Below are 13,409 nucleotides of genomic sequence, written 5' to 3' on the forward strand. Positions count from 1 at the left end.
CGCCTACATGTCGTGCTTGTTGAGGTCGTAACCCAGGGCCTGGTACTGCTTCCAGCGTTCGCGCAGGGGGCCGCGCGCCGCCGGATCGGCGGGCACCACCTCGAGCACGCGCTCGCAGGCCGCCACCCACGCGTCGTCGCGCAGGTTGATCACCAGCGGCCGCGGCGGCGCCTCGGTGCCGGGCGGCACGATCAGCACCGGGGTCAGCTCGTCCTCTTCGTCGCCGGCGATCTGGTGCGGCAGGTAGGCGTCGGGATCGAACGACCAGAGCAGGTCGTCCAGCTCCTCGGCCTGCGCCGCGTCGCGCGCCAGCACCAGGGTGAACTGGTTGCTGTCGCAGGCGCGGCGGGCCAGTTCGCAGACCAGCAGCAAAGGCTGTTCGGCGAAGCGCGGCTTGGCGATGAGGTAGAAGTCGGCGCGGGGCATGGCTCGCCGCTTACGCGGCGCGTCCCTCCGCCTGCCCGACCCGGTCCAGCAGCCACTGGCTCAGCAGGCCGACCGGACGGCCGGTGGCCATGCCGCGCTTGCCCTCGTCGCTGGCCGAGCCGGCGATGTCCAGATGCGCCCAGCGCTGGCCTTCGGCGAAGCGCGCCAGGAAGCAGCCGGCGGTGATCGCGCCGCCCCAGCGGCCGCCGATGTTGTAGACGTCGGCGAAGGTCGATTCCAGAAGGGTCTGGTATTCGTCCCACAAGGGCAGGCGCCAGGCGCGGTCGAACACGTTCTCGCCGGCGGCCAGCAGCTCGCCCGCCAGGTCGTCGTGCTTGCTCATCAGGCCCGAGGCGAACTTGCCCAGGGCGACCATGCACGCGCCGGTCAGGGTGGCCACGTCGACCAGGGCCTGCGGCTCGAAGCGCTGCGCGTAGGTCAGCGCGTCGCACAGGATCAGGCGGCCCTCGGCGTCGGTGTTGCCGACTTCGATGGTCTTGCCGGACATGGAGGTGATCACGTCCGAGGGACGGTAGCTGTTGCCGTCGATCGCGTTCTCCACCGCAGGAGCGATGACCACCAGGTTGAGCGGCAGCTTCATCTTCACCGCGGCGACGAAGGTGCCCAGCACGCTGCCAGCGCCGAGCATGTCGTACTTCATTTCCTCGATGCCGCCCTGGGTCTTGAGGTTGACGCCGCCGGTGTCGAAGGTGATGCCCTTGCCGACCAGCACGTAGGGCTTGGCGTCGCCGCCGCCTGACCACTTCAGCACCACCAGGTGCGGCCGGTTGACCGAGCCGCGGGCCACCGCGAGCAGCGAACCCATGCCCAGCGCTTCCATCTGCGCCTCGTCCAGGGTGGCGGCCTCGGCGCCTTCGTGCGCGTCGGCGAACTGCTGCGCCTGCCCGGCCAGGTAGGCCGGGGTGCAGATGTTGGGCGGCAGGTTGCCCAGCTCGCGGGTGAAGGCCACGCCGGCGGCGATGGCCTCGCCCTGGACCAGTGCGGTGGCGTCGGTGCCGGTGATGGCCAGCTCGCGCAGGCCCGCCTCGTCCTTCTTCTTGCCCAGGGTGGCGGTATAGCGGTAGGCGGCATGGTCGGCGGCAATGGCGGCCTGGCGGACGTTCCACGCGGCATCGCGACCGGCCACCGCCACTTCGCTGAGCGTGAACAGCGCCTTGCCGACCGGACCGGTCTTCAGCGCGCGGACCGCGTCGGCCACCGCCTTGAGGTACTGCGGCACCCCGAACTTGGCGGTATCGCCCAGTCCGACCACCAGGACGCGCGGTGCGGCCACGCCCGGCAGCTCGTGCAGGACCAGGCTGCGGCCGGTGCGGCCGCTGAGGTCGCCGCGCTCCAGCAGGGCGCGCAGGCGGCCGCCGCTGGCTTCGTCGATCGCCTGTCCCGCGGGGGTGAGGGTCTTGTCGGCAAAGGCGCCGACCACGACGCAATCAAGGGCGGCCGCGGGGGCGGCGTCGCGGTTCAGGGTGAATTGCAAGGCCATTGAGCAGATTCCAGAGGCAGGTAACTACAATGCGGATCGAAATCGCGGATGTCCCGTCGAACCCGGGTCCCAGGACCGGCCGGCGGCTTCCGCGAGCGAATCCGGGATTTTATAGGACTGCTCCGCCTGATGCCGAAGCTCGACCGATACCTGCTGGGCGATTTCGTCCAGAGTTTCCTGGCCACGCTCATCGTGCTGCTGACCGTGAGCCTGGGCGGCGTGCTGGTCGACGTGCTGGGCGAGATCGCCGACGGCGGCCTGCCGGCCAAGCTGCTGCTGTCCCAGCTGGGCCTGCAACTGCTGGTCTACCTGCCGCTGGTCCTGCCGCTGGCGCTGATGCTGGGACTGATGCTGTCGGTGGTGCGGCTGTACCGGGATTCGGAGATGGCGGTGATCAACGCCGTGGGCGTGGGTCCGCGCCGCCTGCTGCGGCCCTTGCTGCTGGTGGCGGTGCCGGTGGTGGTGGTGGTCAGCCTGTGCTCGCTGTGGCTCGGTCCCTGGGCCCAGCGCACCGGGGCGCGCCTGATCGAGGAAGCCAACCGCAGCCTGATCGTGGCCGGGCTGGAGGCGGGGCGCTTCACCTCGCTGCCCAATGGCGGCGGGATCGTCTACATCGACGGCATGAGCGAGGACGGGGCCGGGCTGAAGGGCGTTTTCCTGCAGCGCGAGCGCGAGGGCCGGATCGACGTGCTGACCGCGCGCGAGGGCGCGTTGCAGCTGGAGGGCGAGCGCAACCGCTACCTGCAGCTGCGCGACGGCCACCGCATCGAGGGCCCGCTCGACGGCACCCTGGACTTCCGCCTGATGCGCTACGCCTTCAATGACGTCGCATTGCCCGATCGGGCCCAGGTCCGCGACAGCGACGATCCGGCGCTGCTGCCGACCCCGAAGCTGCTCAGGGATCCGCGCCCGGCCGCCACCGCCGAGTTCCACGCACGCCTGGCGCCACCGATGCTGGCCCTGGCTTTCGCCCTGCTGACCCTGCCGCTGGCGCGCAGCTCGCCACGGCAGCAGCGTTACGGACGGCTGATGCTGGGCTTCCTCGCCTACCTGGTGAGCGTGAACCTGGTCTTCATCGGCAGCCGGATGCTCGCCGATGGCGAACTTCCCGGCCTGCTGGGCCTGTGGTGGCTGACCCTGCCTTTGCTGGCGCTGGCGGTCTGGCTGTATGCGCGCGACGGCCGGATGCCGCGGCCCAAGGGAGCGGCGGCATGATCCTGCGCCCGCGCCTGCACGACCTCTACGTCGGCCGGATGGTCCTGGCCACGGTGTTGCTGACCTGGACGGTGCTGCTCGGCTTCGATGCGGTCATGGCGTTGTCCGGCCAGCTCGGCGACCTGGGCAAGGGCAGCTACGACTTCCCGACCGCGCTGGCGTTCGTCGCCTATACGGTGCCGCGACGCGCCTACACGATCTTTCCCTACGCGGCGGTGATCGGCTCGCTGATGGGCCTGGGCCAGCTGGCGGCGACCTCCGAGCTGACCGCGCTGCGCGCGCTGGGCCTGTCGCGTCGTCGTCTGAGTGCCTCGGTGGCGGCCGCACTGGTCCTGCTGACCGCGCTGATGGTGGTCAACGGCGAGACCCTGGCCCCCTGGGGCCAGCGCCAGGCCGACCAGCTCAAGCTTGCCGCCAAGACCAACAACGTGGCGATCGCACGCTATTCGGGGCTGTGGGCGCGCGAAGGCGACACCTTCCTCAACGCGATCGATGGCCAGGAACGGGTGGTCGATGGCCAGCGCACGCTGGAGCTGCGCGACGTGCGCCTGTACACGCTGGCCGCCGATGGTGGCCTGCAGTCGCTGACCCGCGCGGCGGTGGCCGAGCACGATGGCGACGGCTGGAAGCTGCGCGACGTGCGCCGGATCAGTTTCGGCTTCGACCCCGGCGCGGCGACCGAGCAACGCCTGGCCGAGGAACGCTGGGACTCCGAGCTCGATCCGGGTGCGCTGGCGGCCGGGGTGACCCGCGCGCGCAACCTGTCGGCCTCGGAACTGCGCGCCAGCATCGACTATCGCGCGCGCAACAACCTGGATGCGCGCGAGTACGAGGACATCTACTGGAGCCGCTGGTTCTACGCGCTGAACGTGCTGGCGCTGTGCCTGGCGGCCGTTCCGTTCGCGTTCGGCAGCCTGCGCAGCGGCGGCATGGGCAAGCGCCTGTTCCTGGGCATCGTGTTCTCGCTGGGCTTCATGCTGCTGCAGATGCAGTTCGTGCGCCTGGCCGGTGCGTTCCGCTTCGACTACCGGATCGCCTACGCGTTGCCGCCGATGCTGATGCTGGGCATCTCGTGGTGGCTGTTCCGGCGCAAGTCGGGCTAGGGCAGTTCGCCGCGCGGTTCTTCGAGGAGCGGATTCCAGGCCGCGAAGTCGACGCCGTCGGCACGGGTGGCCGTTGGGACGCCGATGGCCTCGGTATCGCGGTCACGCCCGCTCCTGCAAGACCTGTCGCGGTATGGCGCGACTGATCCCGGTGGGCGATCAGCGCTTGGGCATCCGCAGCAGGCGCGTGCCGCTGGCGCGGTCGTGCCACGTGAGCCGGTCGCGGTCGAACCATGCCCACCAGAAGCCCAGGCCCCCGGCCAGCAGCGACAGCGTTCCGACGGCATAGCGCAGCCACAGCGCCTTCCAGGCAGGCACGCCGCCGTCGACGGCGACCAGTCGCAGTCGCCAGGGCCGCATGCCCAGTGTCTGCCCGCCGCGCCGCCAGCTCAGGGTCGCGTACGCGCCGGTGGCCATGAAACAGGCCAGCCAGAGCAGCCACTGCAACGCACTGAATGGTGCGATGTTCTCGCGCGCCGCGTGGTGGCCCAGATAGGTGTAGCCGAGCGTGAACGGCACGGCGATCAGCATCCACAGCGCCGCGACCGGCCACAGGTCGTAGAACAGCGACAGCAGGCGCCAGCCGACCAGCGCGCGGGGGCGTGCCGGGACGGGAGACGTGGACGGATGCGTGTTGCGCGCGGGGGTGACGTTCATCGCGCACAGGATAGCGGGAGCGGGCGGCTATCCTGTGCCGCATGGATTCCGCGAGCCGCCTTAGCACCGCCGACCGCCGCCGCCTCGCGCGCGGCCTGCCGGCGCTGCGCGAGGCCGACGCGCGTGCGATCGGGCGCTTCATCGATGCGGCCTGGGCCGAGCATGGCCTGGCACGGCTGACCCAGGACGCCTACCGGCGCGACCTGGAACAGCTGGCACGGTGGCGCGATGGCGCGGGCGGTGGGCTGGAGGGCGCGGACCGGCAGGCCCTCTTCGAATACATGCGTTGGCGGGCCGGGCACGGCTACCAGCCGCGCAGCAATGCCCGCCTGCGGGCCAGCCTGCGTGCGTTCTACGCGTACCTGGTGCGTGCCGGCGTGCGCAGCGACGACCCGGCCGCACTGATCGACCCGCCGCGCCTGCCGCGCCCGCTGCCCAAGGCGCTGACCGAATCGCAGGTCGACGCCTTGCTGGCCGCACCTGATGTCGAGGTTGCCGAGGGCCTGCGCGACCGGGCGATGCTGGAGCTGATGTACGCGGCGGGACTGCGGGTCAGCGAACTGGTCAACCTGCCGGCCAACGCGGTCAACCTGCGCCAGGGCGTGGTCCGGGTGCTGGGCAAGGGCGGCAAGGAACGCCTGGTGCCACTGGGCGAGGAGTCGCAGCACTGGCTGGAGCGCTACCTGGCGCAGGCGCGCCCGCAACTGGCCGCGGGCAAGCCGGTGCCGGTCGACGCGCAGGGCAACGTGCCGCTGTTCCTCACCCCGCAGCGCCACGCGCCGACGCGCCAGGCGTACTGGCAGGCGCTCAAGCGCCATGCGGCCGTGGCCGGGATCGACCCGCGCACGGTCACTCCGCACGGGGTGCGGCACAGTTTCGCCACCCATCTGCTCAACCACGGCGCCGATCTGCGCGCGCTGCAACTGCTGCTCGGACACGCGAGCCTGTCCACGACCCAGATCTACACACTGGTCGCGCGCGAACACTTGCAGCGCCTGCACGCGCGCCACCACCCGAGGGGGTGAGGCAAGCCGCTTGCGCGGCACTGCCGCGCGGCTTGCCGAACGCCCGGCCATGGATGGCCGGGCCGGACTATCCGCAGCCCACGCCGTGACGCCATGGACGGCCGGCGCGCGGCGTCGAACGCGATGCCCGCGGCATGACGCGCGATGCCGAACGCCCGGCCCTGGATGGCCGGGCCGGGCTATCCGGAGCTGGCGCCGCGGCGCCATGGCCGGCGCGCGCCTTCGAACGCGGCCCGCCACGCCACTGCCACGCGACCTGCCCAATTCCTGGCATAGACGCTGGCGCAAAGCGGATCCGCGACCGACGCCGTAAAACACCATGGATGGGAGGCGGGCACCGTCGATCCGGTCGATCGCGCAGACTCGCCACGTGTCCGGTTCCATGAACGCCCGCGCGGCGCCGTGTCTTGCGGCACAGGGTCATTCAACCGGCATATGCCAGAATCCCAGGCATATTCCCCCGGACCCTCCGACCCATGTCCCGAATCCTCGCCACCGCGCTGCTGTGCGCCATCAGCCTCGGCGCATGCGCCCAGCCGGCGGCACCCGCCGCAAACCAGGCCCCCGCCACGAAGCCTGCCGCCAAGCCGGCCGCCGGCGCCGCGCAGGGCACGCCCGACGCGACTGTGCGCCAGGCCCTGGGTGGGATCGCGCCCGACCTGGCCCCGGAGTACATCGGTGCCGCACCGTTCCCCGGTTTCCGCGAAGTGCTGCTCGGCGGCCAGGTGCTGTACGTGTCCGATGACGGCCGCTACCTGATGCAGTCGCAGCCCTTCGACCTGAAGGAACGCAAGCCGGCGGCCAGCCCCGGCCTGATGGCGTATCGCAGCAAGCTGATCGCCAGCATTCCCGAACAGGACCGGATCGTGTTCGCGCCGCCGAACACCAAGCACACCGTCACCGTGTTCACCGACATCGAGTGCGGCTACTGCCGGCGCATGCACCAGCAGATCGCCGACTACAACCGGCTCGGGATCGCGGTGGAGTACGTGGCGTTCCCGCGCATGGGTCCGGCCAGCAAGGACTTCCGCGACATGGAGTCGGTCTGGTGCGCCAGCGACCGCAAGCGCGCGCTGTCCGACGCCAAGGCCGGCCAGCCGGTGCAGAAGAAGCAGTGCACCAGCCCGGTGGCGATGCAGTTCGACGTCGGCCAGCGGGTCGGCGTGAACGGCACGCCCGCGGTGTTCGCGGCCGACGGCACCCAGCTCGGCGGCTACGTGTCGCCGCAGCAGATGCTCGACTCGCTGGAAGGCCGCGGCGATGCCGCGGAGGCCGGCGGGTCGCGCTGAGCAGGCCCGCATTCCGAAAGGTGCGGACATGAGCGCGACACCAGGACCACTGGAGCGGGGAGTCGCCGTCCGCTCCTGACAGGACCTCCAGAGCAGCGGGGGGCGCTACCTGTGCCGGTGGCGTCGGTTTCGCGGCCTGAAGTCCGCTCCTACACCCGCCGGGCCGCGCTGCTGCCGGTGCAGCAGCGGGCATGACCACGACACCTCGGCTGCCGCAACGCGAGGCCGTTGCCCGCCCTGATAACGGGGCCGCCATTGCGACCGTTACCGCAATGGCGCGATCGTTCCTGCCGGGCCGGCAAGGCTGCCGCGCCAGCGGATGGCCTGCCCATGGCCGGCTCGACCCGCACGGTGCAGCGGCTGCGGCCCAGGCTGGCGCCCTCCGGTACAATGGACGGCCTTTCCCCCGTGCGACTTCCCCGGACATGATCGTCCTCGAGGGCGCGACCGCCCTTTCGCCGTTCCGCAGGCAGCGGCTCCAATCCCGCCTGCAGTCCCTGGTTCCCGGCCTTCGCATCGAAGGCGCCTGGCACGTGTATTTCGTCCAGCCGGCCGGCACCGCGTCCGCGCCGGTCGACCCTGCCGCCCTCCACCGCATCCTCCAGGCCGGCGATGCCGAAGCGCCGCGTGCCGACGGCGCGCTGTCGCGCTACGTGGTGCCGCGACTGGGCACGCGCTCGCCATGGTCGAGCAAGGCCACCGAGCTGTTGCAGGGCGCCGGCCTGCCCGTCGCGCGGGTCGAACGCGGCCTGCGCCTGGACCTGGCCGGCTGGCCGGCCGATGGGGCCGTGCAGCTGGCGCTGGCCCGGCTGCTGCACGATCCGATGACCCAGTCGCTGCTGGATACGCGCGACGCCGCGCAGGCGCTGTTCGCCTCGGCGCCGCGCGGCAGGCTCGAGCGGATCGCCCTGGACGATCTCGAGGCCGCCAACCGGCGCCTGGGCCTGGCCCTGGCCGAAGACGAAGTCGATTACCTGCGCGCGCGCTTCGGCGAACTGGGCCGCGATCCGTCGGATGTGGAGCTGATGATGTTCGCCCAGGCGAACTCCGAGCACTGCCGGCACAAGATCTTCAACGCGAGCTGGACCATCGACGGGCAGGAGCAGGAGCGCTCCCTGTTCCGGATGATCAAGAACACCCACCAGAAGACCCCGCAGCACACGTTGAGCGCCTACAGCGACAACGCCGCGGTGATCGAGGGCCATGTCGCGGCGCGCTACCGCCCGGACCCGAAGACCGGCGAGTACCGCACCGAAGCTGCGGTGCCGTCCGCGTTCCAGATCAAGGTCGAGACCCACAACCATCCGACCGCGATCTCGCCCTTCCCCGGCGCCGCCACCGGCGCAGGCGGCGAGATCCGCGACGAAGGCGCGACCGGTCGCGGTGGCAAGCCCAAGGCCGGCCTGACCGGCTTCTCGGTGTCGCACCTGCGCATCCCGGCGCTGCCGCAGCCGTGGGAAGGCCAGCGCGCGCTCAACCCGCGCATGGCGCCCGCGCTGGAGATCATGCTCGACGGCCCGCTGGGCGGCGCCGCCTTCAATAACGAGTTCGGCCGGCCCAACCTGCTCGGCTATTTCCGCAGTTTCGAGCTGCCGGAAGGCGGTGCGTCCGACGGAAGCCCGCTGACCCGCGCGTACGACAAACCGATCATGCTGGCCGGCGGCCTGGGTGCGATCGACCGGATCCAGGTCGACAAGATCCGCCTGCAGCCGGGCGACGCGGTGATCGTGCTGGGTGGCCCGGCGATGCTGATCGGGCTGGGCGGTGGCGCGGCCAGTTCCGTGGCCTCGGGCGAGAGCGCCGAGGACCTGGATTTCGCCAGCGTGCAGCGCGACAACCCGGAGATGGAGCGCCGCTGCCAGGAGGTCATCGACCGCTGCGTGGCGCTGGGCGCGGACAACCCGATCCACTTCTTCCACGACGTGGGCGCGGGTGGCCTGTCCAACGCGATTCCCGAGCTGCTGCACGATTCGGGCGTGGGCGGGGTGATCGACCTGGGCAAGGTGCCGACCGACGATCCGTCGCTGTCGCCGCTGGAACTGTGGTGCAACGAATCGCAGGAGCGCTACGTGCTCGGCGTGCCGGCCGACCGGCTGGAGGAGTTCGCCGCGATCTGCGCGCGCGAGCGCTGCCCGTTCGCCGCCGTGGGCGTGGCCACCGCCGAAGAACATCTTGTCGTCGCCTACGGCGCCGCCCCGGGGCACACCCCGGCCGACGCGCCGATCGACCTGCCGATGGACGTGCTGTTCGGCAAGCCGCCGAAGATGCATCGCGACAGCGCGCAACCGCCGGCGCCACGCTGGCCGGTGTTGGCCACCGCGGGGCTCGACCTGCACCAGGCCGGCCTGCGCGTCCTCGCCCATCCGACCGTGGCTTCCAAGAGCTTCCTGGTCACGATCGGCGACCGCAGCGTCGGTGGCCTGACCGCGCGCGAACAGATGATCGGCCCCTGGCAGCTGCCGCTGGCCGACTGCGCGATCACCCTGGCCGACTACGACGGCGTCGCCGGCGAGGCGATGTCCCTCGGCGAGCGCACCCCGCTGGCGCTGCTCGACTCGGCCGCTGCCGCGCGCATGGCGGTCGGCGAGGCGGTCACCAATCTCTGCGCCGCGCCGGTGGAAGCGCTGGATACGGTCAAGCTGTCGGCCAACTGGATGGCCGCGTGCGGGCACCCGGGCGAGGACGCCTTGCTGTACGACGCCGTCCGCGCGGTCGGCATGGAACTGTGCCCGGACCTGGATATCTCCATCCCGGTAGGCAAGGACTCGCTGTCGATGCAGGCCCAGTGGCAGGCCGATGGCCAGGCGCACAAGTCGGTGTCGCCGGTCTCGCTGATCATCACCGCGTTCGCGCCGGTGGTCGATGTGCGCGGCCAGCTCACGCCGCTGCTGGCCGACGGCGACGACAGCGAGCTGTGGCTGATCGGCCTGGGCGGCGGCAAGCAGCGCCTGGGCGGTTCGGTGCTGGCCCAGGTGCATGCCGACGGCGCCGCGTTGCCGGCTTTCGGCGGCGAAGGGCCGGACCTGGACGAGCCCGAACGCCTGCGCGCGTTCTTCGAACTGATCCGCGCGGCACGCGAAGCCGGCCTGCTGCTGGCCTACCACGACCGCAGCGACGGTGGCGCCTTCGCCGCGTTGTGCGAAATGGCGTTCGCGTCGCGTCGCGGCCTGGACATCACCCTGGATGCCTGGGGTGACGATCCGTTCCGGACCCTGTTCAACGAGGAGCTCGGCGCGGTTGTGCAGGTGGCCGACGAGGATCGTGCCGCATTCGCCGACCTGGTCGAGCGCCATGCGCTGACCGAATGCACGCAGCGCATCGCGCGCCCGAGCGCGGTGCCGCGCGTACGCGTGCGCCGCGACGGCGAGCTGTTGGCCGAGTGGCGCTGGGAGGAACTGTTCGACGCCTGGTGGTCGGTCACCCACGCGATGCAGAAGTTGCGCGACAACCCGGAAAGCGCCGATGCCGAGCGTGCCGTCGCGCGCGATTTCACGGCGCCGGGACTGAAGCCGAAGCTGACCTTCGATCCGGCCGAGGACGTGGCGGCGCCGTTCATCGCGACCGGGGCGCGCCCGCGCGTGGCCATCCTGCGCGAACAAGGCGTCAACAGCCACATCGAGATGGCGCGCGCGTTCGACCGCGCCGGATTCGTGCCCGTCGACGTGCACATGAGCGATCTGGTCGCAGGGCGCATCGGCCTGGAGGGTTTCGCCGGGCTGGCGGCGTGTGGCGGCTTCAGCTACGGCGACGTGCTCGGTGCCGGTCGCGGCTGGGCCACCTCGGTGCTGGAGCGCGAAGCGATGCGCGATGCGTTCGCCGCGTTCTTCGCCCGTCCCGACACCTTCTCGCTGGGCGTGTGCAACGGCTGCCAGATGATGAGCCAACTCAAGGACATCATTCCCGGCGCGCAGCACTGGCCGAAGTTCCTGCGCAACCGCAGCGAGCAGTTCGAGGCGCGGACCAGCCTGCTGGAGGTGGTCGAGTCGCCATCGATCCTGCTGCGCGGGATGGCCGGCTCGCGCATTCCGGTGGCGGTGGCGCACGGCGAGGGCCGGGCCGAGTTCGACAGCGCGGTCGACCAGGCCGCGGCCAGGGTCGCATTGCGTTTCGTGGACGGACACGGCCAGGCGGCCATGCAGTACCCGCTCAATCCCAACGGCTCGCCCGACGGCATCACCGGCCTGTCCAGTGAAGACGGCCGCGCGACGATCCTGATGCCGCATCCGGAGCGCGTGGCGCGCAGCGTCAACCTGAGCTGGCACCCGGACGGCTGGGATGACATGTCGCCGTGGATGCGCATGTTCCGCAACGCGCGGGTCTGGGTCGGCTGAAGGCCGGTCCAGGACTCGATGAACCGGCGGCGCCCTCGGGGCGCCGCTTCCTTGGCTGCAGCTGCCCGGCGTCCTGCGGCAGGGCCCGACGGCGCCCTGCTAAAGTCGGTGCGGTCGCCCGATGAGTCCACGTCCACCCGTGAGCCACCTGCCTATCGTGCTGTTGCCGCTCGCTGCCGACGAGGATGCACTGGATGCATGCCTGGCGGCGCTGGAGGCGGCGACACCGGCGGGCACTTCGATCTGGCTTGCCGACGACGCGCAGGCCGGCCCGCGCGGGATCGAAATCGTCGAACGCTGGCTGCTGCGCACGCGCCTGCAGGCCGAGTACACGCGCCGCGCGAGCCCGATCGGGGAGTCGGCGCACCTGCAGGAAATGCTGCAGGCCTGCGGCGATGCCGACGTGGTCGTGCTGGCCTCCGACGCGCAACCGCTGCCGGGCTGGCTGGCGCAACTGGCGGCATGCCTGGCCCGTGATGCGGCGATCGCCACGGCCACGCCGTGGTGCAATGCCGGCGAGACCGCCGGCTGGCCGCGCCTCGGCGAGATTTCACCGCCACCCGTCGATCAGGCGCTGACCGTGCAGGCCTGCGCGGCGATGGCCCCGCGGCATCCGGAGCTGCCGGCCGCGGTCGGGCACGCCGTCGCGCTGCGCGGCAGTGCCCGGCAGCGTGCCGGTGGCCTGGACACCGCCAGCTTTGCCTCCTGGTATGCCGCGCTTACCGATCTCTCGCTGCGCCTGTCCGGCCTGGGCTGGCGCAACGTGCTGTGCGAAACCGCATTCGTGGCACGCGGCGGCGAAGGCGGGCCGGCCGACGGAGACCTGGATGCGCTGGCGGCGCGCTGGCCGGCCTGGCATTCGCGGCTGGCCGGCTTCCTGATGCACGACCCGCTGCGCGAGCAGCGGGAGCGGTTGCAGGCCCTGCACGCGCAGCTGCGCGACACCCCGCAGCACGATCTCTTTGCTGCCGCGTCGGTCGCAGGGGACGCGCCGTGAGCGGCGCGCCGGTCGACGGCGACGGCATTGCCGCGGTGGTGGTCAGCTACCGCAGCGCCTCGACCCTGGACGGCTGCCTGCTGCGCCTGCGTTCGGCCAACGGCGTGGTCCAGATCCGGGTAGTCGACAATGGCTCGGACGACGGCACGCTGGAGATCCTGCAGCGGCATGCCCTGGCCGATTCCCGCCTGCATTTCATCGCCAACCCCGATAACCCCGGCTTTGCCGTCGCCTGCAACCAGGGGGCAGCCGACAGCGACGCGCCCTGGCTGGCCTTCGTCAATCCCGACCTGCAGGTCCGCCCCGACTCGCTGGCGCGCCTGCGCGCGCATGCGCTTGCACTGGGCGATGCGGCCCTGCTCGGCGCCGACCTGCATGGCGAGGACGGCGAGCGCGATGGAGCGGCACGACGGCACGATCCCGATTTCGCCGCGATGCTGCGCACGCCGGCAGCCGCGGCCCGGCTCGACGTGCCCGTCGATCCGGCCTGCGCACTGCAGTCGGTGGAGTCGGTATCGGGCGCGCTGATGCTCATGCAGCGCACGCTGTTCGAGCGAATCGGCGGCTTCGACGAAGGATACCGGCTGCACGCCGAGGACCTGGACCTGTGCCGGCGCGCGCGCGAGGCCGGTGCGGCGGTGGCGGTCGCCAACGACGTCCCGGTGCTGCACGTGCGTGGCGTGTCCAGCCGCTCGCGGCCGGTTTTCGTGGAATGGCACAAGCATCGCGGCCTGTGGCGGTACTTCGGAAAGTTCGAGGCCCCACGCCGAGGCCTGGCCACGCGGCTGGGTGTGTTCGCGGCGATCTGGATGCATTTCCTCGCACGCCTGCCTCGCGCGCTGGTTCCGCGCTGACCCTTTTTCCC

At 71.3% G+C, this 13,409-nt stretch carries 10 protein-coding genes; 7 read left to right on the forward strand and 3 right to left on the reverse strand.

The genetic code is table 11. The features are described 5' to 3' along the window. Positions 1-3: 3 nt before the first annotated feature. Together MNQ95_RS09900 and MNQ95_RS09905 are read right to left on the reverse strand one after the other, a co-directional pair. On the reverse strand, positions 4-426 hold the full coding sequence (locus MNQ95_RS09900) for a DNA polymerase III subunit chi (RefSeq protein ID WP_162408392.1): 423 nt from the start codon (positions 424-426) through the stop codon (positions 4-6). A gap of 10 nt (positions 427-436) precedes the next feature. Further along, entirely contained in the window at positions 437-1,927 is a 1,491-nt protein-coding gene (locus MNQ95_RS09905; protein WP_241952770.1) for a leucyl aminopeptidase, read from the reverse strand. A 129-nt stretch (positions 1,928-2,056) separates the two neighbouring features. Between MNQ95_RS09905 and lptF the strand changes: the two genes are divergently transcribed. Together lptF and lptG are read left to right on the forward strand one after the other, a co-directional pair. Beyond that, on the forward strand, positions 2,057-3,142 hold the full coding sequence (gene lptF, locus MNQ95_RS09910; protein WP_162408390.1) for an LPS export ABC transporter permease LptF: 1,086 nt from the start codon (positions 2,057-2,059) through the stop codon (positions 3,140-3,142). After that, the gene (gene lptG / locus MNQ95_RS09915; protein WP_241952771.1) at positions 3,139-4,245 is read left to right on the forward strand and encodes an LPS export ABC transporter permease LptG; all 1,107 of its coding nucleotides are present in this window, start codon (positions 3,139-3,141) and stop codon (positions 4,243-4,245) included. Before lptF ends, lptG begins: the two co-directional genes overlap by 4 nt. Positions 4,246-4,404: 159 nt before the next feature. Here lptG and MNQ95_RS09920 read toward each other — a convergent pair whose 3' ends face one another. Beyond that, entirely contained in the window at positions 4,405-4,902 is a 498-nt protein-coding gene (locus MNQ95_RS09920; protein ID WP_162408388.1) for an RDD family protein, read from the reverse strand. Between the two features lie 41 nt (positions 4,903-4,943). Here MNQ95_RS09920 and xerD point away from each other — a divergent pair, with 41 nt between their 5' ends. From xerD to MNQ95_RS09945, 5 genes are all read left to right on the forward strand, one after another. Then, on the forward strand, positions 4,944-5,927 hold the full coding sequence (xerD, locus tag MNQ95_RS09925) for a site-specific tyrosine recombinase XerD (RefSeq protein WP_241952772.1): 984 nt from the start codon (positions 4,944-4,946) through the stop codon (positions 5,925-5,927). Between the two features lie 476 nt (positions 5,928-6,403). Continuing rightward, positions 6,404-7,216 (forward strand): thioredoxin fold domain-containing protein, encoded by an 813-nt coding sequence (locus tag MNQ95_RS09930; RefSeq protein ID WP_241952773.1) that lies wholly within the window; start codon positions 6,404-6,406, stop codon positions 7,214-7,216. A 425-nt stretch (positions 7,217-7,641) separates the two neighbouring features. Beyond that, on the forward strand, positions 7,642-11,547 hold the full coding sequence (purL, locus tag MNQ95_RS09935) for a phosphoribosylformylglycinamidine synthase (RefSeq protein WP_162408385.1): 3,906 nt from the start codon (positions 7,642-7,644) through the stop codon (positions 11,545-11,547). A gap of 121 nt (positions 11,548-11,668) precedes the next feature. After that, entirely contained in the window at positions 11,669-12,544 is an 876-nt protein-coding gene (locus MNQ95_RS09940; protein ID WP_162408384.1) for a glycosyltransferase family 2 protein, read from the forward strand. Next, entirely contained in the window at positions 12,541-13,398 is an 858-nt protein-coding gene (locus MNQ95_RS09945; protein WP_238390245.1) for a glycosyltransferase family 2 protein, read from the forward strand. Before MNQ95_RS09940 ends, MNQ95_RS09945 begins: the two co-directional genes overlap by 4 nt. Positions 13,399-13,409: the final 11 nt, after the last annotated feature.

Source organism: Pseudoxanthomonas daejeonensis (assembly GCF_022637495.1).
Taxonomy (GTDB): Bacteria; Pseudomonadota; Gammaproteobacteria; order Xanthomonadales; family Xanthomonadaceae; genus Pseudoxanthomonas; species Pseudoxanthomonas daejeonensis.